General features: G+C 71.2%; 22 protein-coding genes, 1 tRNA gene and 2 pseudogenes. 16 read left to right on the forward strand and 9 right to left on the reverse strand.

The window, feature by feature from the left end; translation table 11 throughout:
- Window positions 1-91 precede the first annotated feature (91 nt).
- On the reverse strand, window positions 92-1,705 hold the full coding sequence (locus ACT2CW_RS02080; protein WP_445515292.1) for an MDR family MFS transporter: 1,614 nt from the start codon (window positions 1,703-1,705) through the stop codon (window positions 92-94).
- Window positions 1,706-1,865: 160 nt separating this feature from the next.
- Between ACT2CW_RS02080 and ACT2CW_RS02085 the strand changes: the two genes are divergently transcribed.
- From ACT2CW_RS02085 to ACT2CW_RS02095, 3 genes are all read left to right on the forward strand, one after another.
- Window positions 1,866-2,090 carry a helix-turn-helix domain-containing protein gene (locus ACT2CW_RS02085; RefSeq protein WP_262702116.1) on the forward strand — a complete coding sequence of 75 codons (225 nt, stop codon included), beginning with the start codon at window positions 1,866-1,868 and terminating at the stop codon, window positions 2,088-2,090.
- A gap of 182 nt (window positions 2,091-2,272) precedes the next feature.
- A complete protein-coding gene (locus ACT2CW_RS02090) occupies window positions 2,273-2,932 on the forward strand; it encodes a PEP/pyruvate-binding domain-containing protein (RefSeq protein ID WP_414083833.1) in 660 nt (219 codons plus the stop codon).
- Window positions 2,933-3,115: 183 nt separating this feature from the next.
- On the forward strand, window positions 3,116-4,720 hold the full coding sequence (locus tag ACT2CW_RS02095) for an FAD-dependent monooxygenase (RefSeq protein WP_445515293.1): 1,605 nt from the start codon (window positions 3,116-3,118) through the stop codon (window positions 4,718-4,720).
- A 72-nt stretch (window positions 4,721-4,792) separates the two neighbouring features.
- Here the strand turns inward: ACT2CW_RS02095 and ACT2CW_RS02100 are convergent, their stop codons facing one another.
- From ACT2CW_RS02100 to ACT2CW_RS02110, 3 genes are all read right to left on the reverse strand, one after another.
- Window positions 4,793-5,245: a DUF1772 domain-containing protein gene (locus ACT2CW_RS02100; RefSeq protein WP_182467716.1), complete on the reverse strand. Its 453-nt coding sequence runs from the start codon at window positions 5,243-5,245 to the stop codon at window positions 4,793-4,795.
- Window positions 5,246-5,306: 61 nt separating this feature from the next.
- Window positions 5,307-7,175, reverse strand: a complete 1,869-nt coding sequence (gene asnB / locus ACT2CW_RS02105; RefSeq protein WP_445515294.1) for an asparagine synthase (glutamine-hydrolyzing) — start codon at window positions 7,173-7,175, stop codon at window positions 5,307-5,309.
- Between the two features lie 26 nt (window positions 7,176-7,201).
- Window positions 7,202-8,275 (reverse strand): methyltransferase, encoded by a 1,074-nt coding sequence (locus ACT2CW_RS02110; RefSeq protein WP_445515295.1) that lies wholly within the window; start codon window positions 8,273-8,275, stop codon window positions 7,202-7,204.
- Window positions 8,276-8,494: 219 nt separating this feature from the next.
- Between ACT2CW_RS02110 and ACT2CW_RS02115 the strand changes: the two genes are divergently transcribed.
- The 10 genes and pseudogenes from ACT2CW_RS02115 to ACT2CW_RS02160 all read left to right on the forward strand — a co-directional run bounded on the left by ACT2CW_RS02115 (window position 8,495) and on the right by ACT2CW_RS02160 (window position 14,705).
- On the forward strand, window positions 8,495-8,833 hold the full coding sequence (locus ACT2CW_RS02115) for a TcmI family type II polyketide cyclase (protein ID WP_164427077.1): 339 nt from the start codon (window positions 8,495-8,497) through the stop codon (window positions 8,831-8,833).
- The gene (locus ACT2CW_RS02120; RefSeq protein WP_325114825.1) at window positions 8,826-9,257 is read left to right on the forward strand and encodes a cupin domain-containing protein; all 432 of its coding nucleotides are present in this window, start codon (window positions 8,826-8,828) and stop codon (window positions 9,255-9,257) included. Before ACT2CW_RS02115 ends, ACT2CW_RS02120 begins: the two co-directional genes overlap by 8 nt.
- Window positions 9,254-10,531, forward strand: a complete 1,278-nt coding sequence (locus ACT2CW_RS02125) for a beta-ketoacyl-[acyl-carrier-protein] synthase family protein (RefSeq protein ID WP_445515296.1) — start codon at window positions 9,254-9,256, stop codon at window positions 10,529-10,531. The genes ACT2CW_RS02120 and ACT2CW_RS02125 overlap by 4 nt, the downstream gene beginning before the upstream one ends.
- Complete coding sequence (locus ACT2CW_RS02130) at window positions 10,528-11,757, forward strand: ketosynthase chain-length factor (RefSeq protein ID WP_164427079.1); 1,230 nt, start codon at window positions 10,528-10,530, stop codon at window positions 11,755-11,757. Before ACT2CW_RS02125 ends, ACT2CW_RS02130 begins: the two co-directional genes overlap by 4 nt.
- A gap of 70 nt (window positions 11,758-11,827) precedes the next feature.
- Entirely contained in the window at window positions 11,828-12,079 is a 252-nt protein-coding gene (locus tag ACT2CW_RS02135; RefSeq protein ID WP_164427081.1) for an acyl carrier protein, read from the forward strand.
- Between the two features lie 29 nt (window positions 12,080-12,108).
- Window positions 12,109-12,561, forward strand: a pseudogene (locus ACT2CW_RS02140) (SRPBCC family protein); the annotation flags it as partial.
- A gap of 33 nt (window positions 12,562-12,594) precedes the next feature.
- Window positions 12,595-13,293: pseudogene (locus ACT2CW_RS02145) on the forward strand (SDR family NAD(P)-dependent oxidoreductase); the annotation flags it as partial.
- 1 nt (window position 13,294) lies between these two features.
- Window positions 13,295-13,630 (forward strand): antibiotic biosynthesis monooxygenase family protein, encoded by a 336-nt coding sequence (locus ACT2CW_RS02150; RefSeq protein ID WP_445515297.1) that lies wholly within the window; start codon window positions 13,295-13,297, stop codon window positions 13,628-13,630.
- A complete protein-coding gene (locus tag ACT2CW_RS02155) occupies window positions 13,627-13,959 on the forward strand; it encodes an antibiotic biosynthesis monooxygenase family protein (protein ID WP_182467712.1) in 333 nt (110 codons plus the stop codon). The genes ACT2CW_RS02150 and ACT2CW_RS02155 overlap by 4 nt, the downstream gene beginning before the upstream one ends.
- Window positions 13,956-14,705 carry an SDR family NAD(P)-dependent oxidoreductase gene (locus ACT2CW_RS02160; RefSeq protein ID WP_445515298.1) on the forward strand — a complete coding sequence of 250 codons (750 nt, stop codon included), beginning with the start codon at window positions 13,956-13,958 and terminating at the stop codon, window positions 14,703-14,705. Before ACT2CW_RS02155 ends, ACT2CW_RS02160 begins: the two co-directional genes overlap by 4 nt.
- A 111-nt stretch (window positions 14,706-14,816) precedes the next feature.
- Here the strand turns inward: ACT2CW_RS02160 and ACT2CW_RS02165 are convergent, their stop codons facing one another.
- The gene (locus ACT2CW_RS02165) at window positions 14,817-15,836 is read right to left on the reverse strand and encodes a methyltransferase (RefSeq protein WP_445515299.1); all 1,020 of its coding nucleotides are present in this window, start codon (window positions 15,834-15,836) and stop codon (window positions 14,817-14,819) included.
- Window positions 15,837-16,085: 249 nt separating this feature from the next.
- Between ACT2CW_RS02165 and ACT2CW_RS02170 the strand changes: the two genes are divergently transcribed.
- Window positions 16,086-17,507, forward strand: coding sequence for an NAD(P)/FAD-dependent oxidoreductase (locus tag ACT2CW_RS02170; protein ID WP_262702130.1), 1,422 nt, complete (start codon window positions 16,086-16,088; stop codon window positions 17,505-17,507).
- A gap of 11 nt (window positions 17,508-17,518) precedes the next feature.
- Window positions 17,519-18,997, forward strand: coding sequence for a cation:proton antiporter (locus ACT2CW_RS02175; protein ID WP_445515300.1), 1,479 nt, complete (start codon window positions 17,519-17,521; stop codon window positions 18,995-18,997).
- Here the strand turns inward: ACT2CW_RS02175 and ACT2CW_RS02180 are convergent.
- Window positions 18,898-20,793 (reverse strand): BTAD domain-containing putative transcriptional regulator, encoded by a 1,896-nt coding sequence (locus ACT2CW_RS02180; protein WP_445515301.1) that lies wholly within the window; start codon window positions 20,791-20,793, stop codon window positions 18,898-18,900. The two genes, ACT2CW_RS02175 and ACT2CW_RS02180, sit on opposite strands and share 100 nt — an antisense overlap.
- A gap of 239 nt (window positions 20,794-21,032) precedes the next feature.
- Between ACT2CW_RS02180 and ACT2CW_RS02185 the strand changes: the two genes are divergently transcribed.
- A complete protein-coding gene (locus ACT2CW_RS02185) occupies window positions 21,033-21,548 on the forward strand; it encodes a MarR family winged helix-turn-helix transcriptional regulator (protein ID WP_445515302.1) in 516 nt (171 codons plus the stop codon).
- Window positions 21,549-22,107: 559 nt separating this feature from the next.
- Here ACT2CW_RS02185 and ACT2CW_RS02190 read toward each other — a convergent pair.
- From ACT2CW_RS02190 to ACT2CW_RS02200, 3 genes are all read right to left on the reverse strand, one after another.
- Window positions 22,108-22,184: transfer RNA gene (locus ACT2CW_RS02190), tRNA-Thr, on the reverse strand.
- Between the two features lie 103 nt (window positions 22,185-22,287).
- Complete coding sequence (locus ACT2CW_RS02195) at window positions 22,288-23,832, reverse strand: alpha/beta hydrolase (RefSeq protein ID WP_445515303.1); 1,545 nt, start codon at window positions 23,830-23,832, stop codon at window positions 22,288-22,290.
- 162 nt (window positions 23,833-23,994) lie between these two features.
- Window positions 23,995-25,221, reverse strand: a complete 1,227-nt coding sequence (locus ACT2CW_RS02200) for a DNA polymerase III subunit delta' (RefSeq protein ID WP_445515304.1) — start codon at window positions 25,219-25,221, stop codon at window positions 23,995-23,997.
- Window positions 25,222-25,494: the final 273 nt, after the last annotated feature.

Below are 25,494 nucleotides of genomic sequence, written 5' to 3' on the forward strand. Positions count from 1 at the left end.
GGTGGTCTGGAGTTGGGGGGGGGGGGGGGGGGGGGGGGAGGGGGGGGTGGGGGGGGGGGGGGGGGGGGGGGGACCCCCCCACCGCCCGTTCTCATGCCGTCCCTTTCTCCGGGTTCTCGCAGCTTGCCGAGGTGTCCGGGCCGTTTGCGGGGTGCGGGACATTGCCTTCCGCCTTCCCGGGGCCGGCCGGTCCGCGGCCCGGGCCGCCCCCGGAGCGCAGCGGAAGCTTCTTCAGGAACAGCGCGACGACGAGGCCCGTAAGGGTGAGCGGCAGAGCCGTCAGGAACACCGAGGACAGGGCATCGGCATACGCGGAGGTGTAGGCGTCCCGCGCGGCTTCCGGCAGCCGCTGCACCGCCTCCGGGCTGATCGAGGCGCCCTTGGTGAGCTTGGAACTGTGATCCGCGAGGCCGTTGTTGAGGATGACGCCGAACAGCGAGGCGCCGAGCGACGTGCCGAGCATCCTGGTGAAGGTCACGGTGGACGTCGCGGCGCCGATGTCCCGGAGCTCCACAGCGCTCTGCGAGACCACCACGGTGACCTGCTGGGACAGCCCGGCACCAAGGCCGAGAACGGCCATGAACGCGGAGGCGACGGCGAAGCTCGTGCTGTTTGTCATGGTCGACAGCAGATAAAGCGCGAGCGAGGAGACGGCCATGCTCGCGGCCGGATACCACTTGTACTGGCCGGTCTTGGTCATGAAGTGGCCGGTCCCCATGGTGGCGAGGAGCATGCCCGCCGTCATCGGCAGCATCAGCAGGCCCGCGTTCTGCGAGCTGGTTCCGGTGACCATCTGGAGGTAGAGCGCCAGATAGTTGAGGGCACCGATGGAGATGAAGCCGCCGACGAACGCCACCACATTCGAGATGTTGAAGGTCGAGCTGCCGAACATACGCAGCGGCACCACCGGCTCGGCCGCCCGGCGCTCCGCGCCGAACCAGAGCCCGCCGAGGACGAGGGTGGCGACCGCGAGGCTCACGATGACCGAGGAGCCCCACGCGTACTCGCTCCCGGCCCAGTTGGTCAGCAGGACCAGACAGCTCACCGCACCGCCGAGGGCGACGATGCCCGCGTAGTCGATGCGCGGTGTGCCCCGGCAGGCCGGGAGGGACAGGAAGGAGACGACCATGAACAGGGCGAGCGCGCCGACGGGCATGTTGATGTAGAAAGCCCAGCGCCAGCCCAGATGATCGGTGATCAGACCGCCGAGGAGGGGGCCGCTGACGCTGGAGACAGCGAAGGTCCCGGTGGCGTAGCTCTGATAGCGGGCGCCCTCGCGGGGCGAGAACAGATCGCCGAGGATGGCGAAGATGGAGACCGTAAGGCCGCCGGCTCCGACACCCTGAACGGCGCGGTAGACGATGAGCTGCGTCATTGATCCGGCGGCGCCGCACAGCACAGACCCGATCAAGAAGACGACAATGGCGAAGACAAAGACACGTTTACGCCCAAGGAGATCACCGAGTTTCCCGTAAAGCGGCGTCGTCACACTGAAGGTCAGCAGATAAGCCGTACTGACCCAGGCGAACTGACTGACGCCGCCGAGATCACCGCTGATGGTCGGCATCGCGGTGGCCACGATCTGGGTGTCCAGCGTGCCCAGGAGCATCGCGAGCATAAGGCCGATGAAGACCAGTAACGCCTGCTTACGAGGCATGGCGGCGGCACCGGGATCCACGGCGGGCGCTGTCTGAGCGTGCGACATGAGATTCCCTCCTTCGCTTTCGTATGAGCTCCGCACATGAGCTCCGCGCGTGGGGGTACACTTTTCTCGTGTCAACTTAGGCTTACAAGGAAAACGTGTCAACCTCTTCTGACACGAAGGATCTCTTGACGAGGCCATGGTGTCAGCTAAAGTTGACGGCGTGGACAAAGAAGAAGTGAACAAGCTGGTAGCCGAGGCGACGTCCGACGACATCCTCAAGGGGCTCGCCGCCGTGCGTGCGCTGCGCAGGCTCGTCGAGGACATCGAGACGCTCCAGGTGCGCCGCGCCCGTGATCTCGGGTGGGCCTGGGGCGACATCGCGGAGCCGCTCGGCATCTCACGGCAGTCCGCGCACAAGAAGCACGCGCGGCGGCGGGCGAAGTGAGCGGGGCCCCTCCGGGCCCCGCGGATGACGGTGCCGGGCCGGGCGGACCAAGCCGGCCGGGCCGCACCGGGGTGTACCGGCTGCACCTCGGCGTCCACCCCCCGGCGGGAGTGGTAGGGCCGGAAGCGGCGGCCCTGAGCCGGTTGGGGCGATGGTGCGCGATCCCGCGCTCGGTCTGCGGGGTGGCCCCGTCCCCGGCTCCGTGCGGTGAGCACTTCCTCGAGGGAGTCAGGGAGCTGACACGGCGCGGCGGCGCACGAGACGCCGCGGTCGACATACGGGCCGTGCCCTTCGGGTCGGCCCCGGGGGGCGCCGGATGGCGGGAGGGCTCCTGGGTCTCGCGGCACATCATCGGCGCCGACGACGCTCTCGCCGTCGTCCGCGAGCATCTCAGCCGTTCCCGGAGGTGCCGGTCCACAGGGCGTACAGCGGTGGTCGTCGAGGAGTTCATCGCGGCGGACGCCAGCGCGCACGTGCACTCCCGGGCGCGGGGGCGGTTCGAGGAGGCGGTCGCCCTGGTCAGGGCCGCCCACGGGGTGGCCGTCGGAGGAGTGGATCCCGTGGGGGCGGCGGACACCTACCTCGTGCGCCGCACCGATCTGAACATCCTGGTCGAGTGGTTCGCCGACAAGTACCGGCAGCTGGTCCCCACCCCGGCGGGACTCGCCGAGCGGCCGCTGCCGGAAGCCCTGCGCGATCGCCCCTGCCTGCCCGAGCGGCGCATCCGGGACATGGTCAGGATCGGCTTGGTCGCCGAGGCCGTCATGGGCCGGCCGGTCCGCATGGAACTGGCCTGGAAGAACGGCGTGGTCTACGTGCTGTGGTGCGAGGCCGCCGGGTAGGGCCGACGCCCGGGTGCGCCGGACCCGGGGCATCGGGCCCGAGCGCCGGGTGAGGGCCAGGGGCGACGACCACTGGGCGTGGACCCGGTTGCGAGCGGGTTCGCGCAGGGTGACGGGCGAGGCCCTGGTCACCGTCCAGTGACCAGGGCACGGCCCTGTCCTCGACCCGAGAGCGAGACCCCTATGGAAGAGCGAACCGCGGTACTGGTGGTGGGCGGGAGCCTGGTCGGGCTCTCCGCGGCCGTGTTCCTGGCCCACCAGGGAGTCCCGTGTGTGGTAGCCGAGCGGCACGTCGGCACCTCGATCCATCCGAGGGCACGCGGCATCACGGCCCGCTCCATGGAACTTTTCCGTCAGGTCGGCCTGGAAGACGCGGTGCGGGCGCACGGCCAGGACGACATCGGCGTGTTCGTCCGCGCCCGCGCACTGGCGGACGATGACCACCATGCGGTCGTGATGCCGCAGACCAGGACACCGGACGAGGTCAGCCCGACCACGCTGTACGCCTGCGACCAGGACCGGCTCGAACCGCTCCTGCTCGCCCGCGCCCGCGAGCTGGGCGCCGATGTCCGCTTCGGCACCGAGCTGGTGGACTTCACGCAGTCCCGCGACGAGGTGTCCGCGGTGCTCCGGGACCGCGGCTCGGGCGAACGGCGCACCGTGCGCGCGCGGTACCTCGTCGCGGCCGACGGCGGGCGCAGCCCCGTCCGGGAGCGGCTGGGCATCTCCAGGTCCGGGCCCGGCACCCTTCAGCACCAGGTCAGCATCCTCTTCCGGGCGGACCTGGACCGGGCGCTGCGCGGCCGGGAGGTGTTCGCCTGCTTCCTGGAGACCATGTCCGGGGTGCTGGTGCGGCGAGACGCGGACGTCTGGCAGATGGGCGTGCCGTTCACACCCGAACTGGGCGAGAGCGCGGACGACTTCACCGACGAGCGCTGCCGCGAGGTGGTCCGTACCGGCACCGGCCTCGCCGACCTCGACGCGGAGATCGACAGCGTGCTGACATGGGAGATCGCCGCCCTGGTCGCCGACCGGTTCCGGGAGGGGAGGATCTTCCTGGCGGGCGACAGCGCCCATGTCTCCTCGCCGCGCGGCGGGCTGGGCGGCAACGGCGGCATCCAGGACGCGCACAACCTCGCCTGGAAACTGGCCGCCGTGCTGGCGGGCCACGCCGGTGAACGGCTCCTCGACACCTACGAGACCGAGCGGCGGCCCATCGCCTTCCTGAACATGGAGTACGCGCTCGGGCGGATGCGTGGCGAACCGTGGACTCAGGAGTACAACACCGTCTCGCTCGGCTACCGCTACCACTCACCGGCCTTCGCCGCCGAAGAGGGCGCGGACGGGCCGGGTGGGAACGAGAAGCTGGAGGACCCGACAGCGCCCTCGGGGCGCCCGGGCACGCGGGCGGCGCACGTTCCGCTGCCGACGGGGTACGCGGACGGGGCCAGTTCCACCCTCGACCTCTTCGGCCGGGAGTTCGTCCTGCTCACCGGGGACTGCGACGCCGAGTGGCGGACCGCGGCCAAGCAGGCCGCCGACGGTCGCGGGATTCCGCTCGCGGTGCACGCGGCCGGGGCCGGTGACGCCTCGGCGGAGGGCGCGGCCCGTGCGGAGCGCTGGCGCGTGGCCTACGGCCTGCCCGCCGAGGGGGCCGTACTGGTGCGCCCCGACGGCTACATCGTGTGGCGTGGCCGGCGCTGCGGCGACGACACGGCCGAGCGACTCGGCGCGGCGCTGGACGCGGCGTGTGGCCGGGGGCGGGAGCCGGTGTCGGACCCGGGATGACCCGGCCGGAACGCCCGAACCGGCACGGCCGACCGCCGGCCCCCGCGGGAAACGGGGACCGGCGGTCGCGGTCTACGCCGGAATCGCGACCGCCAGCACGTTGAGCACCAGCGCGACGACGGCGAATACCGAGCGGATCAGGTGCCACCGGCGCCAGCCGGGGCGGGGGTCCGCCCAGTCGTCCGGGACGCCGTCCCGGTCGGCCGCCTGAATGGCCTTGTTGAGCGGTAGGTTGCCGTACTGCGAGATCAGCGGGACGGCGAGGAAGAGCGCTGCCGCCACCGTGTATACGGCGCGGAGCCCTCCGCCGTCCGCGAAGACGGCCAGCAGTACGTCGCCCACGAGCACGGACGAGACGATGATCGGCATCACGGGGTGATAGCCCTCGCCCAGCCTGCGCTGGGTCGCCACGTACTGCCGGGGCGGCATGGTCATCAGGACGGGGAAGACGCTGACCGCCACGGCGAAGAAGGTCCCCGTCACAATGCCGGCTGCGACGATGACCAGGGCCTGGACCAATTCCAAGGGAAGAGGCACCTCACACCTTCCTGATCAGGCTGTCGGGGAAACGGAGGGGCCGGCCCCGCTAGAGGTCGAGCCGGACGTCGTACTCCCGCATCCAGGAGTCGAACTGGAGGACCATCTCGAAGCCCGCCCGGTCCACCCAGGCGCCCGCCTCCTCGTCGCCACCGCCGCCCCCGTCCAGCACGGCTCGGGTCGCCTGCGCGTCGAGCAGCGGCGCCACGGGCGCCTCGCGGTCGCGCACCAGGCGGAGGAACTTCTCGCGCACGGCACGTCCGTAGACCGGATCCTGGGTTGCCGGGTAGGCGCTCTTGGGCCGGTTGACGACGGCGGGCGGCAGCAGATCGGCCACGGCGGCCCGCAGCAGGCTCTTCTCCTGACCATCGCGGCGTCGCAGGCCGACCGGTACGTCCAGCAGGTACTGGGCGAGCCGGTGGTCGCAGAACGGCACCCGCAGCTCCACGCCGTTGGCCATGCTGAGCCGGTCCTCGCGGTCGAGGAGCGTCGGCAGCCAGCGGGTGAGGACGAGATAGCCCACCTGGCGGGCATGCCGTTCCGCGGCGCTCTCGCCCTCCAGAACCGGCGCCTCGGCGACCGCCTCCCGATAGTGCTGGTCGGCGTACCCATAGAGGTCCAGATCCTTGCGCAGCGCGGGATCGAAGAGGCGCAGCCCCAGACCACCCGAGGCGGCCTTGCGCCGCTCGAAGGCGACCCAGGGGAAGGTGCCCGCGCTGGTCAGCTCGGAGTCGTGGGCCCAGAAGTAGCCCCCGAAGACCTCATCGGCGCCCTCACCGGAGAGCGTCACCACGCGGCTCTCCTCGCGCAGATGGCGGAAGGCGAGGTAGAGCGAGCTGTCCATGTCGCCGTGGTGGGTCGGTATGTCCTGGGCCCGCATGGCGCGCGACCTGATCAGCGGATCGGCGAGCTGGCCGGGCGTCGCCACCATGTCGGTGTGGACGGTGCCGAGGTGCTCGGCGACCTGTGCGGCGAAGGGCGGATCGGGGGTGCCGCGCAGCTTCTGCGGCCGGAAGTTCTCCGTGTACCCGCGGAACATCATGGAGTACGTGTGCACGGGCCCCGCGCCCTGCCGTGGCACGGTGCGGGCCGCGAGCGCGGCCAGGGCGCTGGAGTCGATGCCGCCGGAGAGCAGCAGGCTGGTGGGCACGTCGGCGATGAGCTGCCGGGCCACGATGTCCTCCAGCAGCTCCCGGACGTCCGCCACGGTCGCGTTGAGCCCGGCGGTGTGCGGGTTGGCGGACGGCGCCCAGTACGCGGAGAGCCGGTGCCCGTCCGGGGTAATGGTGAGTGTGTGGCCGGGCGGGACCTCGGGAATGTCGCGGAAGACCGCCTTCCCCGGGGTCCGGGCGTGCGAGAGCAGTTCGCGCAGCCCGTCGGCGTCGACCACCGGGTCCACCCAAGGATGGCGGAGCACCGCCTTGGGCTCGGAGCCGAAGACCAGGCCGTGCCCGGTGCGGTGGTAGAAGAGCGGCTTGACCCCGAGCGGGTCCCGGGCGAGCACGAGCCTGCGCGGGCCCGGGTCCCAGACGGCGTACGCGAAGATCCCGTTGAGGTGCTCCGCGCACTCCGGCCCCCACTCCAGGTACGAGCGCAACAAGACCTCGGTGTCGCTGCGGGTGGTGAACCGGTGCCCCGCGAGCACGAGTTGGTCGCGCAGCTCGCGGTAGTTGTAGATCTCGCCGTTGAAGACGATCACGGGCGCGGCCGGGTCCCGGTCGTCGGTCCGCATCGGCTGGCCGCCGTGGTCCAGGTCGATGATCGACAGGCGCTGGTGACCGAGGGCGACGTCGGCGTCCAGCCACAGCCCGGAGGAGTCCGGGCCGCGGCTGAAGAGCGTCCTGGTCATCGCCGCGACCGTACGGTGTTCCGCGGTCATGTCGCGCGCGTAGTCGAGCCATCCGGCGATCCCGCACATGGGCGCTGTCCTTCCGGGGAGGGCGGTCACTTGCGGGCGATCGCCAGCGTGTGGTTGTCGAGTACGGGGCTGAAGGTGACGTCCTGGAAGCCGGCCTCGCGAAGCCACTCCGCGCACTCGCCCACGCGATACTCGCCGCCGCCGGGTGAGGTGAGCATGAAGGTGAGGCTGAGCAGCAGCGCGTCCCGGTCCGGAGACGCGTCGTCGAGCATCCGGTCGTAGATCACCAGCGAGCCGCCCGCGGGCAGCGCCTCGTACGCCCTGCGCACGAGCATCGCCCGGGTGTCCTGGCTCCACTCGTGCAGCACATGGCCGTAGATCAGCACGTCTGCCGCGGGGAGGGGGTCGTGGAAGAAGTCGGCCTCCAGGAAGGAGACGCGGTCGGCCAGGCCCAGGGCGGTGATGTGTTCGTCGAAGAACGGCCGGGCCGGTGCCCGGTCGACGTTGACGCCCCGCAGATGAGCCCGGCAGCGGACGAGGTGCGCGAGCAGATTGCCCCGCGCACCGCCCAGGTCCGCCACCGAGCCATACCCACTCCAGTCCAGCCGCTCGGCGATCTCGGCGCCGGCCCGGCCGGTATGGGTGTCCATCGCGGCCATGAACCGCCGGACACGGTCGGGGTCCTCGTCGGGACGGGTGCGGAACAGCTCGTTGCCGTCGTCGACGGGCGAATCGTCCTGGTGCTCGCCGGTGCGCAGCGCCCGGGTGAAGCGGCTCCACGCCTGCCACTGCACACGCGTCGCGACCTCGATGAAGCCGCCGATGTACCGGGGCTTGCCCGGCACCAGGAATTCCGAGGCGAGCGCGGTGCCGGCGTAGCGGCCGTCCTGAACGCTCAGCAGCCCGTGGGCCACGAGGGCGTCGAGGAAGGTCCCGGCGAAGCGGGGGTGCAGATTGAGCCGCCGCCGCAGCTCGGCCTCGGTCGCCGGGGCCTCCTCCACAACGGTGAAGAGATCGAGTTCCACCGCGCTCATCAGCATCCGGGAGGAGGCGAAGGCCAGGTTCAGGCGGATGAGTGGGGCCGGGCTCGGCACCGCGCCGGCCGCCGGGCCGGGCGCGGTCGCGGAGTCCGCCGCGGTCGTCCGTGCGGATGCTGCCATGGGAGCTCCTCGTCATCAGGCGTCGGTACGCCGCAGCCTGGAGCGCCCCAGTGGCCGTCGAGTGGGAATCGGCTGACGGCGCACGGCCGCCGTCCGAGCGCGGCCCGGACGGCCGCGGTGGGCGGTGTCAGTGGTTGGTGAGCCGATTGCGAACCGTGCCCTGCACGGTATGGGCCCCAGCGACACCGCGGGTGTCCCGAAGACCGATGGGAGAGCACGATGCACCGGACGCTGATCGTGGCGCGTATGGCCCCCAGCGAGATGGACGCGGTGGCGGACATCTTCAGTAAGTCGGACGCCACCCAACTGCCCCACATGATCGGAGTCACGCGGCGTACCCTCTTCCGCTTCCACGACCTCTACTTCCACCTGGTCGAGGCGGACCACGGCATCACCGAACGGCTCTACGAGGCCCGCGAAACCGATCTCTACCAGGACATGAGCGCCGAGCTGGCCGAGCACATCAGGCCCTACGACCCCAACTGGAAGGAGCCCAAGGACGCCATGGCCGTGCCGTTCTACACCTGGACGCCGCAGGAGGGAGTGACCCGTGGCTGACGCCCCGATCCAGAAGGTGGCCCTCCGCGACGTGGCGGTGAACCGGCGGCGCGGCGGGGAGATGCGGGTCCTGCTGAGCCCCAGGACGGTGGGGTGTGGCACCGGATTCTTCGGCGAACTGACCCTGGGCGCGGGTGAGTTCGTCTCCGAGCACTATCACCCGTACTCCGAGGAATACCTCTTCGTCATCGACGGCGCCCTGACCGTACGGCTGGCGGGCACTCGGGAGATCGAGCTGGTCGCGGGCGAGGGCCTGGTGGTGCCGATCGGCATCCGGCACCGGGTGTCCCACTCCGGGACCGAGCCCACGCGGGCCGTCTTCCAGCTCGCGCCGCTCGCCCCGCGCCCGGACCTCGGACATGTGGACACGGAACCCCCGCCGCACGCCGACGAGGCCGGGGTGGAAGTCGGGGAGGTCCGGTGAGCACCGAGGCGCACGCACGGGAGCCGGTGATCACCGGGATCGGCGTGGTGGCCCCGGGCGGGGTGGGGACCAAGCAGTTCTGGGACCTGCTGACCGACGGGCGCACCGCGACGCGCGCCATCTCGCTGTTCGACGCCGCCGGCTTCCGCTCCCGGATAGCGGCGGAGTGCGACTTCGACCCGGTGGCCGAGGGTCTCACGCCCCAGGAGATACGCCGTATGGACCGGGCCGCGCAATTCGCGGTCGTCGCGGCGCGCGAGGCGATGGCCGACAGCGGGCTCGCGTTCGACGGCGTGGACCCCGGCCGTACCGGAGTGAGCATCGGCAGCGCGGTGGGCTGCACGACCGGTCTGGAGGAGGAGTACGTCGTGCTGAGCGACGGCGGGCGGCACTGGCTACTCGACCCGGACTACGCGGTGCCACACCTCTACGACTACATGGTTCCCAGCAGCATCGCCGTCGAGGTCGCCTGGGCATGCGGCGCCGAGGGGCCCGTATCGCTCACCTCCACCGGCTGCACGGCCGGGATCGACTCGGTGGGGCAGGGGGCCCAGCTGATCCGCGAGGGCGCGGCCGACCTGGTGCTCGCCGGTGCCTCGGACGCGCCGCTCTCCCCGATAACCGTGGCGTGCTTCGACGCGATCCGTGCCACCTCCCCCAGCAACGAGACGCCACAGACCGCCTCCCGCCCCTTCGACCTGCACCGGGACGGCTTTGTGCTGGGCGAGGGCGCGGCGGTGCTGGTTCTGGAGGAGCGGGAGGCGGCGCGGCGGCGCGGCGCCCGGCAGTACGCACGGATCTCCGGGTTCGCCCGCCGCAGCAACGCCTTTCACATGACCGGACTCAAGCCCGACGGCCGGGAGATGGCCGAGGCGATCACCGCCGCGCTCGCCGAGGCGCGGGCCCCGGCGCACGAGGTCGACTACATCAACGCGCACGGCTCCGGCACCCGGCAGAACGACCGCCATGAGACAGCCGCGTTCAAGCGCAGCCTTGGGGAACGAGCCCGTCAGGTCCCGGTCAGCTCGATCAAATCGATGATCGGGCACTCGCTCGGCGCCATCGGCTCCATCGAGATCGCGGCCAGCGCCCTGGCCCTGCGCCACCAAGTGGTTCCGCCCACGGCCAACCTCAGGACCCCCGATCCCGAGTGCGACCTGGACTACGTCCCCGTCACGGCGCGGGAACACCCGATGGGCGCGGTGCTCAGCGTCGGCAGCGGATTCGGCGGCTTCCAGTCCGCCATGTTCCTGCGGCGGGCGGAGGCGCTGTGACCGCGGCAGTGGTGACGGGCATCGGGATCGTGGCGCCCAACGGCGTCGGCACGGAGGACTACTGGCGCTCCGTGCTCGCCGGGCGCAGCGGCCTGGCGCCCCTCAGCAGGTTCGAGGCCGACGCCTATCCGGTACGGGTCGCGGGCGAGGTCACCGGCTTCGACCCGGTCGAGCACGTCCCGTCGCGGCTGCGCGTGCAGACCGACCGGTGGACACAACTGGCTTTCCACGCGGCCGACATGGCATTGACGGATGCCGGCGCCGACCCGGCCGGGCTGCCCGAGTACGACATGGCGGTGCTGACGGCCAGCTCATCGGGCGGCACGGAGTTCGGACAGTACGAGATCGAGCGGCTGTGGTCGCAGGGCCCGCGCTACGTCACCGCCTACCAGTCGATCGCCTGGTTCTACGCGGCGACCACGGGACAGCTCTCCATCCGGCACGGCATGCGCGGCCCCTGCGGCGTGGTGTGCACGGAGCAGGCGGGCGGTCTCGACGCGGCCGGACGAACCCGGCGGCTCCTCATGGACGGCGGCGCGCGTCTGGTCCTGACGGGCGGCACCGACGCGTCGCTGTGCCCGTACGGGGTGACCGCCCAGGCCGCGAACGGGCGGCTGAGCGGCAGCGATGACCCGGACCGCGGCTATCAGCCGTTCGCCGCGACAGCCGACGGCTATCTGCCCGGCGAGGGCGGCGCGATCCTGGTGGCCGAGGCCGCCGACGCGGCCGAGGCCAGGGGCGCCACGCGGGTATACGGCCGGATCAGTGGGTACGCCACGACCTTCGACCCCCGGCCGGGCCGCCCGGATCCCGACGGCGGATCGCGGCTGCGTCAGGCCGCCGGACAGGCGCTGGAGGACGCCGGATTGGAGCCTGGCCAGATCGATGTCGTCTTCGCCGACGCCAGCGGCGACCCGGAGCGGGACCGGCTGGAAGCGGCGGCGCTTACCCGGCTGTTCGGCCCCCGGGGGGTGCCCGTCACCGCGCCCAAGACCATGACAGGCCGCCTCTACGGCGGCGGCGCGGCGCTCGACATGGCCACCGCGCTGCTGGCACTGCGCGACGGGGTCATCCCGCCGACCATCAACGTGCCCACGCTCGCGCCCGGCTGCGAGCTGGACCTCGTGCGCGACGAGCCGCGCCCCGCTCCGCTGCGCAACGCTCTGATCCTCGCCCGGGGCCACGGTGGCTTCAACGCCGCCCTCGTCGTCTCCGGCGCCAGCTGAACGCCTGACCCCGGCCGGTCACGGCGACTCCGGCCGGACCGGCAAACCGCACATCGAACGGGAGAAGCACATGACCACCTTCACCCTGGACGACCTCGTACTGATCATGCGCGCGGGCGGCGGCGCGGACCGGGAGGAGCTGGAGGGCGACATTCTCGACATGCCCTTCGGGGACCTCGGCTACGACTCACTCGCCCTGCTGGAGGTGACCACACGGATCGAGAACCAGTACGGCATCTCCCTACCGGAGGACATCGCCGTCCCCACCCGGACGCCCCGTGAGGCCATCGAACAGATCAACTCCGTCGTCCACGCCGACTGAACGAACCACTGATCGAGAGGTTCAGCACCATGACCGGTCACACCGACAACGAGATCACCATCGACGCGCCCATGGATCTGGTCTGGTCGATGACCAACGATGTCCCCTCCTGGCCCCGGCTCTTCAGCGAATACGCCGCCGCGGAGGTCCTGGAGCAGCGCGGCGACACCGTCGTCTTCCGGCTCACCATGCACCCCGACGAGAACGGCGACGTCTGGAGCTGGGTCTCGGAACGCACGCCGGACCCCGGGAGCCGCACCGTCCGCGCGAAGCGGCTGGAGACCGGCCCCTTCGAGTTCATGAACATCTTCTGGAGTTACGAGCAGACCCCGAACGGCGTGCGCATGCTCTGGACCCAGGACTTCCACATGAAGCCCGGCGCCCCGGTCGACGATGAAGCGATGGAGCGCCGTCTCAACGCCAACACCCCGGTGCAGATGAGGCGCATCAAGCGGCTGATCGAGGAACGGGCACACGCGGGGCTGAGCCTGGGGCTGCGGGGCAAGAAGGTCCTGCTCACCGGCGGGACCCGGGGTATCGGACGGGAGATCGGGCTGGCGCTCGCCCACCGCGGGGCCGACCTGATCGTCTGCCACCGGCGGCCGGGCGAGCACACCGAGCGGCTGAGCCGGGACCTCAAGGCCACCGAAGGGACTCATCACATCATCCAGGCCGACCTCGCCGAGGCCGATGAGACCATCCGGCTCGCCGAAGAGTGCCGGGAGCGTTTCGGCTCCCTCGACGCCCTGGTGCACAACGCCGGCGCCATCAGCCATGTGCCCTTCGCCGAACTGTCGCTGGAGGAGTGGCGACGCGTCCTGGACACCAACCTCACGGCTCCGTTCCTGCTCACCCAAAAGGTGCTCCCGCTGCTGTCCGAGGGCTCCTCCGTGATCTTCGTCGGCTCCAAGGTCGCCACCATGGGAGTCCCGCTGCGGGCCCACTACACCGCCTCCAAGGCCGGGTTGATCGGGCTCACCCGTTCCCTCGTCAAGGAGTTCGGGCCGCGGGGCATCCGGTTCAACATCGTCGCCCCCGGGCCCACCGCGACCGATGCGGAGGTCCCCGAGGAAGTGCTGGCCCGCTACCGCAAGATGATCCCGCTCGGCCGCCTCGGCCGGGCCGACGAAGTGGCCCGGGCGGTGCTCTTCCTCGCCGGCGACCAGTCGTCCTTCGTCAACGGCCAGACCCTCGATGTCGACGGGGGGATCTGAGATGGCGGACGGACCGGGCACATTCCGGGTGCTGCTGCGCATGCAGATCAAGCACGGCATGGAGCAGGAGTTCGAGGAGACCTGGGGAAGGGTGGGTGAGGTGATCACCCGGCAGCCGGCGAACCTCGGCCAGTGGCTGTCGCGGAGCGTCGAGGAGCCGAGCGTCTACTACATCGTCAGCGACTGGGTGGACGAGCCCTCGTTCCGGGAGTTCGAGCGCAGCGAGGAACATGTAGCGCACCGCACCAAGCTGCATCCCTACCGAGACGGCGGATCGATGGTCACGATGCGCACCGTGCTGCGCATGGTCGGCGCCGGTGAGGGGGTCGCGCGGTGAGGGGACGGGTGCGGGTGCTCGTCTACGCCGCCTCCGCCGAGGGCCCCTCCGGCGAGGAGGCCGTGCGGCGGGCCTACCACCGCACCAGCCAGGACCTGGCCGGAGTGCCGGGGCTGCTCGGCAACGAGCTGCTGCGCTCGGCCCACGAGCCGAACCGGTATGTGGTGCTGAGCGAGTGGCGCGACCTGGCGGCCTTCCGCCGGTGGGAGGAGGGTGCCGGGCACCGGGAGACCACCGCCCCGCTGCGCCCCTTCCAGGACCACGAGCAGCGCCGGGTGTTCGGCGTCTATGAGGTGCAGGACGCGTACGCAGGGGAGGAGCCGCGGTGACGGATCCGGACACACCCGGTCTGGCCGGGAAGCGCGCCCTGGTCACCGGCGGTACGCGCGGCGTAGGCCGCGCCACCTCGCTGCTGCTCGCCGGCGCGGGTGCGCGGGTGGTGGCCTGCTACCGCGACGACGAGGAGGCCGCCAAGCGGCTGGAGGACGAGCCCGGCTGGGACGCGGAGGCTCATCGCACGCTGCGCGCGGACCTGTCGACCCCAGCGGGCCGGGCCGCGGCGGCGGGCGCCTGCCGGGAGCTGCTCGGCGGCGTCGACATCTTGATCAACAACATGGGGACATACGCCCCGCGGCCATTCGCAGAGCTGTCGGACGACGACGTGGCGCGCTGCGTGGACAAGAACCTGACGGCCCACATCCAGCTCACCAGAGAGCTTCTGCCGCTGCTCGCCGACGGCGCCTCGGTGGTGAACGTGGGCGCGGGGATGGCGGAGCGCGGGCGGCCCGGGCACGTCCACTTCACCGCGGCCAAGGCGGGCCTGGCCGGGTTCGTGCGCTCGCTCGGCAAGGAACTGGGACCGCGCGGTATCCGCGTCAACACCGTGGCGCCCGGCGTGGTGGAAACGGAGCGCGGCCTCGACCTGCCCGCCCCCGTGCGCGAAGGGCTGCGGTCCGCCATTCCACTGCGGCGCTTCGGCACCGCGAGGGAGGTGGCCCGCACCGTCGTGTTCCTCGCGGGTGACACCGCGAGCTTTATCAACGGGGTCACGCTCCGCGTGGACGGGGGGATTTGAGACGGGACGGCCGGGCGAACGGCGGCGACCGCACCGAGGCGCCCCGCGGACGGAAGGTCCGCGGGGCGCCTACGGTCTGCTGTGCACGCCCACCGGACGAGCGGGCGCCGCTCAGCCGGAGAAGGTCGCCTGGACCAGGTGCAGCGTGGGGAACGTGCCGGACACGGCCTTCGTACCGGTCAGCTCGAGCCCCGCCTTCTCGAAGAGGGCTTCGAACTCTCGTCGGGTGTGTCGCTGTCCACCGACGTTGAGCAGCATGAACAGATCGATCACGCTGGTGACCCGCATCTCCTCGGGATCGGCGTCCATCACGCTGTCGATCACCAGGACGCGGGCGCCGGGGTCCGCGGCGGCGCCGATGTTCTTCAGCACCCGCAAGGAGTTCTCGTCCGGCCAGTCCAGGATGTTCTTGAGGATGTAGAGATCGGCCTTGACCGGGACCTCGTCAAGGCAGTCGCCGGGCACCAGCCGACAGCGGTCGCCGTAGGCGCCGTCCGCGCGCAGCTCCGGCACAGCGTCCGCGACGGTGCCCGCCAGGTCGAAGAGGGCACCCCGCACATGCGGGTGCCGAGCGAGCAGGGTACGCAGCAGATGGCCCTGTCCGCCGGCGATGTCGACGACGGAGTCCACGCCCGTCAGATCGATGGCGCGGGCGACCTGACGTGAGGACAGGCTGCTCACCGCCGTCATCGCCTTGTCGAAGAGCCGCGCCGACTCGGGTGCGTCCTGGGTCAGATAGCTGTAGAAGTCCTTTCCGAAGATCTCCGGCACCACGGCCTTGCCGTCCCGTACGGCCTCGTCGAGCAGCGGCCAGGCCTGCCACGTCCAGGGGGCGCCCAGCCACAGCACCAGGTGCTTGAGCCCGTACGGCGCGTCGTCCCGGAGCAGCCGGGAGAGCGCGTTGTGCCGGTACCGCCCGGGTGACGCCTCCTCGAAGACCCCCTGTCGCTCCAGGGCGCGCAGCAGCCGGCCGAGAGTGCCGGGCACGGCCCCGGTCCTGGCCGCGACCTCGGAGATCTCCATCGGGTCGTCGCCGACGGCCTCGGGCACTCCGAGCCGCACGGCGGCCTGAAGCGCGGCGGCGACCCCGGCGCCCACCGCCAAGTGTTCGAGCCTGCGCACGAGTTCCATTGCCGCAGGCTGATCGTCCTGTGCCAGCACGGACACCACTCACCTCTCGGTAGGTACGGGAACGCCCCGAGCCTGCTGGCCGCCGCTGGCGATCCGATGGCAGCGCACTCGCCGTGGCTCGGGCCCCGTACGGCCAGGGCGCCCGCCGGGCCGGGCGGCCTGCCAGCGGATCTGGACCGAGAGGCCATCGCCCGCTGCGACGCTCCAGCAGCAGACGTCCCGGTCCGCCACGAGAAGTGGAGAACAGCAGTGATCGCAACATCAACGCAGGTTCTGGTCATCGGAGGCGGCCCCGCCGGGTCGACTGCGGCGGGTCTACTGGCCCGGCAGGGAATCGACGTCACCGTGATCGAACGGGACACCTTTCCGCGCTACCACATCGGTGAGTCCATCCTGCCCTCCTGCCTGCCCATCCTCGGGCTGCTCGGGGCACGAGAGAAAGTCGAGGCTCACGGCTTCCAGGTGAAGCGAGGCACGTACTTCGAGTGGGGCCCCGACGAGTGGCAGCTGAGCTTCAACGAGCTGGGTGACACGACGCCGTACGCCTGGCAGGTGATCCGCTCGGAGTTCGACGAGCTTCTGCTCGACCACGCCGCGGAGCTGGGCGCCACCGTCCACCAGGGAGTGACGGTGCGGGACATCGAGTTCCACGAAGGGCGCCCGGTGGCGGCGAACTGGAGCGCGGGCAAGAACGGCGGCGACGAAAGCGGGCGGATCGCCTTCGACTACCTGATCGACGCCTCGGGGCGCCGCGGTGTGATGGCGACCCGCTACCTGAAGAACCGCCGTCACCACGACGCGTTCAAGAACGTCGCCGCCTGGACGTACTGGCGGAACGTGGGCACGGTCGAGAAGAGCCCGGAGGGCTCCACGGCCGTGATCTCGGTGCCCAACGGCTGGTTCTGGGTCATCCCGCTGCACGACGGCACCACCAGCGTGGGCTTCGTGTGCGCGAAGAGCTCCTTCGACGCCCGCCGCCAGGAGCTGGGCGGACCGGCCGCCGCGTACGAGGAGGCCATCGCCGCCTGTCCGTCGCTGGACGAACTGCTCGCCGACGCCCAGCAGGTGAAGGAGGTCCGGGTCGAGCAGGACTACTCGTACACGAGCGACGCGTTCACCGGGCCCGGGTACGTCCTCAGCGGCGACGCGGCCTGCTTCCTCGACCCGCTGCTGTCCACCGGGGTGCACCTGGCCACCTACAGCGGGATGGTGGCGGCGGCGTCCATCGGGAGCGTGCTGCGCGAAGAGGTCGCCGAGAACGAGGCGTTCGGCTTCTACCAGCAGGTCTACCGCCGGGCCTACGAGCGGATGCTGCTGCTGGTCTCGGTCTTCTACCAAAGCTACCGCGGGCGCGATTACCACTTCTACCATGCGCAGCGGCTCTCCTCCCGGGAAGTCGACCAGCTCAACCTGCACCTCGCCTTCCTGCGCATCATCTCCGGCATCGAGGACATGGAGGACGCCAAGGAGGCGGCGTACGACCGGGTGCTGGAGGAGCTGAGCGGGGGCGGCTCGGAGCCCGGCAGGAACCCGTTCGAGAACCTCGGCAAGCTCCGACAGGAGCCGCTCTCCGCCGACGACGCCATCGACGGCCTGTATCTGTCGTTCGGGCCGACATTGGGTCTGCGGCGTACCTCGGAAGCGGCACCGGACCAGCTCGACCGGAAGTAGCCACGCGCCCCATGAACAGACGAACCGTCGCCGCGCTGGTGCTCTTTGTGGCCGTACCCGCGGCCGGTACCGTCGCCGTCCTTGCGGCCTGGGGGCACGGCTGGGCATCCGCGGAGGCCGGCGGCCACCGGCGGGGAGCGGGCCCGGCAGCGGCCCCGCCGGAGACCTACCGTCTGCTGGTCGCGGTCACCGCGGTCCTGCTCACCGCCCACGCGCTGGGCGCGCTCGCCCGGCGCGTGGGCCAACCGACGGTCGTCGGGCAGATGGCCGCCGGAATCCTGCTGGGCCCCTCGGCCCTCGGCGCCCTGGCGCCGGAGGTCCAGCACTGGCTGCTGCCGCCCTCCGCGACCGTGCCCGTGGAGGCCATGGCCCAGCTCGGGGTGGTCTTCTTCGCGTTCCGGATCGGCTACGAGCTGACACCCACGCAGCTCATCCAGCATGGCACCGCCTCGCTGGTGCTGGGCTGTGCGGGGGTGTTCACCCCCCTCCTGGCCGGGGTGGGCCTCGCGCTGGCGCTGCCCTCCGGATACCGGCCGAACGGGGTGGGCAGCGGGCCCTTCGCGGTCTTCGTCGGGGTCGCGTTCTGCGTCACGGCGTTCCCCGTACTGGCCGGAATCCTGCGGGAGAACGGCATGCTCTCCTCCGCCCTGGGCTCCCTGGCCATGGCCACGGCGGGCGTCGCGGATGTGCTCGCCTGGTCGCTGCTGGCGTGCGGCGTCGCGGTGGCCCAGGGCGGCACCCCGCTGGGCGCGCTGCGCACCGCGGCGCTGACCGCCCTGCTCGCGACGGTGATGCTCACGGTGGGGCGGACGGTGTTGCGACGGCTCTGGGAGCGCCGTACGGCGGGGTCGGTGATGCTCGTCCATGTGCCGCTGCTGTGCTCGGCCGCCCTCACCGACGCGATCGGGGTGCACGCGGTCTTCGGCGGCTTCCTGGCGGGCCTGGCCATGCCGCGGCTGCCTCGGATCGAGGAGATCGCGGAGCGTACGGACACCATGGCGTCGTGGCTGCTGCTGCCCATGTTCTTCGCCTCGGTGGGTCTGCGCACGGGGATCGGGCTGATCGGTGGCACGGCCGACTGGCTGCTGTGCGGCCTCTTCGTCGCCCTGGCGGTCGCGGCCAAGCTGGCGGGCACGGCCCTGCCGGCGCGGCTTTTGGGCGTCCAGCCGCGCTCGGCGGCGCGGCTGGGCGTGATGATGAGCTGCCGCGGGCTGACCGAACTCGTGGTCCTCGACACCGGGCTCCAGCTCGGGCTGATCCCACCGCGGCTGTTCGCCATGCTGGTGGTCATGACCCTGGCGACCACGATGCTCACGGCGCCGCTGCTGAATCGGAAGGGCGGCGTGCCGCCGGACGGCCAGGCCGGCGGCCCCCTGTCGGGCCCCGTGGACTACGAGGCGTTGGCGAGCGGAGCCCCGCCGCGTGGCTCGGCCAGCTCCGACTCCATCCGCTCGCGGGCGAAGACCCGGCTCAGCTCGTGGAATGAGTAGGTGGTCTCGCCGTCCGGCGACGTCGGGACCGTGTGCAGGAAGTGGTGTTCCACCAGGTTCGCCAGCGCGGTCTCCGCCACCGCCTCGGTACAGCCGAGCAGCCCGACAAGCGTGGCCGTGGTGAACTCCCGCTGGCGCAGCAGTGCCAGCAGCCGGAGCACGGCCCGTTCCCGGCCGCTGAGCCGGTCGTACGCGACCAGGTACCGGTCCCGGATGCTCACATCGGCACCCTGCAACTGGTCCAGCCTCCGGTTGTCGCGGTACAACTGCTCGGCGAACTGCCTGGGCGACACGTCGGGGAGCGCCGCGAGCCGAGCGCCCGCGCACCGCAAGGCCAGCGGCAGCCGGCCGCACATCTCGGCGATGAGTTCCACCGCCGCGTGCTCCTTCTCGGCCCTTTTCCAACCCATGGCCTTTGCCAGGAGCTGGAAACTCTCCGCCCGTCCGAGTGGAGTGACCTCAAAGGTCCGCGAGTTCGGCAGATTGTAAAGGTTGACTCGGCTCGTGATGATGGTGCGGGATTTCATCCCGTCCAGCAGCAGGGGGGTGACCTGCGAGTGCGTCAACGCATCGTCGAGAACGAGCAGGATATCCCGTTCGACTCCCCATGATCGAAAGAGGCTGCTTTTCTCGTCGAGACTCCGGGGATAGGGTTCGGGAATTCCGGCAGCGTGCAGAAAGGCCGTCAGCGCGTCATCGGGACTGGTCGCACGGGGGCGTGACCCACGCAGGTCGACATACAGCTGTCCGCCGGTGAATTGGTCCCGCACAGCGTGTGCGATCCGCGCCGCCAGCGCGCTCTTCCCGACTCCAGGCATTCCTTTCAGCAGGAGAACTCCCACACCCTCCTCCATGGATTCCGCGGCGCCCGTCGCGCGGATCGCGGAATCCACCAGGGCGCCTTGGCCGATCAGTGGCCCGGGGTCCGGGGGAAGCTGCGCGGGTCGGACGACCGTGGACGCGGGGGCCGAGGTGATCGGCGCCGGAGTGACCGCGACGTGCGGCTGCGGCGCCGGGGCCTGGAGCGGAGCCGGTGGGCCGGTGTGCGGAGCGGGGTCGCCGGAGAGGATGGCCTGCTGCGCGCGCTGGAGCGGGTCGGAGGGCTCGAGGCCCAGCTCCTCCACGAGGGCGTGGCGCAGTCTGTTGTACACCTGAAGCGCCTCCGACCTGCGTCCCGAGCAGTGCAGGGCGTGCATCAGGAGGGAGTGGAAGCCCTCATGGAGCGGGTGAGCGGCCGACAAGCTGGTCAGCTCGGGGATGACGGCCCGGTGGTTGCGGAGCTTCAGCTCAGCCTCGATCTTCAGTTCCAGGGCGCTGAGGTGGTCGGCCTGGAGACGGGTCGCGTGCGCGGTCAGCACCTCTCCCGCGGACACGTCCGTCAGGGCCGGACCGCGCCACAGCGCGAGCGCTTCCTTGAGATGCCCGAGTGCCTTGTCCGGCGCTTCTGGCAGGGCCTTGCGCCCCTGGGCGACGGCACGGTCGAAGAGGCGCAGGTCGATGCAGTCGTCCGGAACCTCCAGGACATAGCCGTTGGGGCGAGTCCGCAGCACCTCGGAGGAGTCGAGGCCGCTGCCCTCCAGGGATTTCCGTAGCTTGTAGATGTAGGTTTGCAATGTGGATTGCGCGCTGACGGGCGGTGTGTCGCCCCACATCTCGTCAATGAGTTCCGCGAGCGTTACTGTCCGGCCGCTCTGAACGACCAGCAGCGCGAGTATTTGACGCAGCCTGGGAGCAGTTGGCGTGATGTTGCGCTTTCCCAGTGTGACATCGAACGGTCCTAACACTCCGTACTTCACACGGGCCCCCGCTCTTTGCGTGAAGAAGTGTGAGTCACAAATTCCGCTTGGTCAGACGGAATTGATCATCTGCATGATGGCATGCATACTTTGGCCGAGTCTAAAACGAGCGAATACACAGAGCAAGGCTCGACATGCAAACTCGACTACTCTCGCGCCTTGTTGAAAACCCAAGGATTGACCATGATTGGGTCAAGTCTCCTAGGGTTGAACGCGGGCGCGGAGAGTAGGTTGACGCCATGGACCGTCACATATCGACTGAGGCAGACCGGTTGCACGATGAGGCTGCTCTCGCCTTCCTCCGGCTGCACCGGATGTGGGGGAAACTCCAGGCGCGTGATGTCGGTTCGCTGGGCAGGCTGATGTCCCAGAACGAGATCAGCCGCGGCTGGGTGCTTCAGATCGTCGACGAGGGGGTCGGCACGTCGGAGGGCGAGGTGACCGTCGGGGCACTGGCCGAGGGGCTCGACGTCGACCCGTCCGTCGCAAGCCGCATGGTCTCCAGCGCCATCCGCGACGGCCACCTCGCGCGCCGGGTCTCTCAGGTTGACGGGCGGCGCAGCGTGCTGCGCATCACCCGCTCCGGCTATGTCCTGCTGCACCGCTTCCGGCGCCAGCCGCGCGCGGTCTTCGAGACGGTCACCAAGGACTGGCCCCCGGGACAACGCGACGAATTCGCCAGGCTGTTCACCCGTTACGTCGATGAGATGGCCCGCATCCGAGCGGATCGCCAGGACACGGGACCGGCCGAGTGACGGACGCCTCGGATACCCCGTCGACCCCCAGGTTTCTGTCCACCGTGCCGGTACCGGCACGCGGTCGGTTCACTCCGGCGTTCCACACTGTCGCGGAGACGTGGTTGGCCCTCCCTCCCCCTCCCCTCGGCCTTCTTCCGGCGGCGCAACCACCGGGTGAGGGTAAGGGCCAGGACCGAGAGGATCACCAGCACGAGTCGTCACCCCCGGTCCGTTCGTGCGCGTCCGCGCGCCGGTGTGCTACGGCCAGCCGCAGGATGCTGCCGACCAGGTCCCGGTAGCTCTGGTTCATAAGCGGCTCTTCACGCTCCGCGCGTTCTCCGGGCGGGGTCAGTGCCGGAGCCGGGCAGGCGGGGAGCGGGATCCATGCCGGCTCGTCTGTCGCCATGCGTCCCAGGCTTGCGAGAGGCGGTGACAGATGACTCACCCCTCGCTCACCAGCACCCGGCAGAACCTTCGGGTAGGTGCCGACGCCGATGGTGTCGATCACCGCGTCCACACGAGGTGTCCGCCGAAAAGAAGAACCCCAGCCCGGACACTGTCCGGGCTGGGGTTCCAGTGGAGCCGCCTAAGGGAATCGAACCCTTGACCTACGCATTACGAGTGCGTCGCTCTGGCCGACTGAGCTAAGGCGGCACGCTGCGGAGCCAGATTGGCAGCAGCAGCGTCGCCAAGTCTACACAGTTTCGAGGGGTGCTCCGTACGGGGCCGGGTGGGGCCTGGGCTGGAGCGGGGCCGGTCAGTGGCAGCGGGTGTGGGGGGCGGGTGGGCGGCCGGTGAGGAGGTAGGTGTTGATCGCGTTGTCGATGCAGCCGCTGCCCCGGCCGTAGGCCGTATGGCCGTCGCCGTCGTAGGTGAGGAGGGTGGCGGAGGAGAGCTGGGTGGCGAGGGCGCGGGCCCAGGGGTAGGGGGTGGCGGGGTCGCGGGTGGTGCCGACGACGACGATGGGGGCGGCGCCCCTGGCGTGCAGGGGGTGGGCTGTGCCGGTCGGGCGGACGGGCCAGTAGGCGCAGTTCAGGGCCGCCCAGGCGAGGGCCTTGCCGAAGACGGGGGATGCCTTCCGGAAGTCGGGGACGGCCTTCCTGACGTCGGCGGGGGTGCGGAAGGCGGGTGGGAGGTCGAGGCAGTTGACGGCGGGGTTGGCGTACATGAGGTTGGCGTACGAGCCGTCGGCGTCGCGCTCGTAGTAGAGGTCGGCCAGGTTGAGCAGACCGCCGCCGTGACCGCCCATCGCGGAGCGGAGGGCGGTGCGCAACTGGGGCCAGGCGGTCTCGTCATACATGGCGGAGATCACGCCGATCGTGGCGAGCGGCTCACCCAGGGCGCGCGACTCGCCGGTGCGGACCGGGTGGGAGTCGAGGCGGGCGAAGAAGGCGCCGAGCCGGTCACGGGCGGTGGCCACGGAGCCGGTGCCGAGGGGGCAGCCGGTGCGGCGCACGCAGTCCTTGGCGAAGGCGGTGAAGGCGGTTTCGAAACCGGCGGTCTGGTCGCGGTTGATGCGCCGCGAGGACAGCGTCGGGTCGAGCGCGCCGTCGAGGACGAGACGGCCCACGCGATGGGGATAGAGGTCGGCGTAGGTCGCGCCGAGGAAGGTGCCGTAGGAGGCGCCGACGTACGTCAGCTTCCGGTCGCCCAGCGCGGCGCGCAGCACATCCATGTCGCGGGCCGCCTCGACCGTCGAGACATGGCCGAGGATCCGGCCGGAGCGGGTCGCGCAGCCGCGGGCGAACTTCTTGTAGGCCGCGACGAGGCGGTCGGTCTCACCGCGGCCGTCGGGCGTCTGGTCGGTCTGGGTGAAGGTGTCCATCTGCTTGTCGCTCAGACAGGTGATCGGCTCGCTCTCGGCCACACCGCGCGGGTCCATCGCCACCATGTCGTAACGGGCGCGCACCCGGGCCGGATAGCCGACGGCCGCGAAGCTCTGGAGATAGCCGACCGCGGAGCCGCCGGGGCCGCCGGGGTTCACCAGGAGCGAGCCGAGGCGGCGGCCGGTGCCGGTGGCCTTCTTACGGGAGACCGCGAGCCTCAGATCCCGGCCGGTGCCGGGTCTCGCGTAGTCGAGCGGGGCCTTGAGCGTGGCGCATTCGAAGTCCGCGCCGCCGCACGGGCGCCAGCTCAGCGTCTGCTCGTAGTACGGCTTGAGGGCGGCCGGGACGGCCTTCTTCGACAGCGACGCGGCGCGCGGCGCGGAGGCGCCGGCCGAGCAGCCGGAGGACAGCAGGGCGGCGGCCGTAAGGGCGGCACCGAGGGTCCGGAGCGGGCGGCTGCTGTGGCGGGTGTGCATGGGCTGATCCCTCGGTTCGCGGTCGAGTCGCGGGATCGCGCCGGCCGGATCGCATGGATCACCCTGTACTGGTTCCTACGGGATGGCACCGGTTCGCCCCCTTACGGAGAGTATCCACCCGGACACGCTCCATGCGTCCAGCGACAAACCCGTACGAGTGACTCAGCCCGCCCGCAGCGCCATGGTCATCGCCTCGACCGCCAGCAGCGGCGCCACATTGCTGTCCAGCGCCCGGCGGCAAGCCGTGATCGCCTCTATCCGGCGCAGCGTCCGCTCGGGCTTCGAGCCCGACGCGATCCGCTCCACCGCGTCCCGTACGTCGGTGTTGGCGAGCGCCACCTGGGAGCCGAGCTGGAGGGCCAGCACATCGCGGTAGAAGGCGGTCAGATCGGTGAGCGCGAGGTCGAGGCTGTCGCGCTGGGTGCGGGTGGCGCGGCGCTTCTGGCGGTCCTGGAGGTCCTTCATGGCCCCCGCCGTGCCGCGCGGCAGCCGCCCGCCCGTACCGGCGGCGGCGCCCAGGGCGGCGCGCAGCTCCTCGGTCTCCTTGACGTCGACCTCCTCCGCCACCTGCTTGGCGTCCTCGGCCGCCGCGTCGATCAGCTCCTGGGCCGCCTTGAGGCAGCCGCCCACGTCGTCGACGCGCAGCGGGAGCTTCAGGACGGCGGCGCGGCGGGCGCGGGCCCGCTCGTCGGTGGCCAGACGGCGGGCGCGGCCGATATGGCCCTGGGTGGCGCGGGCGGCGGAGGCGGCGAGCTCGGGGTCGATGCCGTCGCGCCGGACGAGGATGTCCGCCACCGCGTCCACCGGGGGCGTACGGAGGGTGAGGAGACGGCAGCGGGAGCGGATCGTGGGCAGCACGTCCTCGAGCGAGGGCGCGCACAGCAGCCATACGGTGCGCGGCGCGGGCTCCTCGATGGCCTTGAGGAGCACATTGCCCGCGCCCTCGGTAAGGCGGTCGGCGTCCTCCATGACGATCACCTGCCACCGGCCTCCGGCGGGCGAGAGCTGGGCCCGGCGGACGAGCTCACGGGTCTCCTTGACGCCGATGGTGAGCATGTCCGTACGGACCACCTCCACATCGGCGTGGGTGCCGATCAGGGCGGTGTGACAGCCGTCGCAGAAGCCGCAGCCGGGGGCGCCGCCGAGGGCCCGGTCCGGGCTGACGCACTGGAGCGCGGCGGCGAAGGCGCGGGCGGCGGTGGCCCGGCCGGAGCCGGGCGGGCCGGTGAACAGCCAGGCGTGGGTCATCTTGGACGACGCCATGGGCTCCCCGGCGGGGCCGTCGGCCGCCTCACCGGCCGCCGTGACCAGGGCGTCCGCGTCCCGCGCGGCGGCCGACAGCTGGGCCGCCACTCGGTCCTGCCCGACCAGGTCGTCCCACACCGTCATGGCTGCCTCCGCCGCTCGTCCCTACCGCACCCCATTGTGGTCCACCCCACCGACAGCCGAACGCGTCGCCCACCGGTGACGCCACCCGGCCGGCGGGCCTGCGGCGGTCACCCGCCGTGGGCGCCCTGACTCCGCCGCCCCGCCGACAGCCGGGCGCGGCCACCGGCTGCGGCGCGCGGACGGTCGGTCTTCCCCACCCCGCCCCTTCCCGAAAACGGGGCGCTGCCCCGGGCCCCGCTGGGGCTCCGCCCCAGACCCCGTTCCGGGGGCTCC

It is taken from the genome of Streptomyces sp. NEAU-174 (assembly GCF_052665095.1).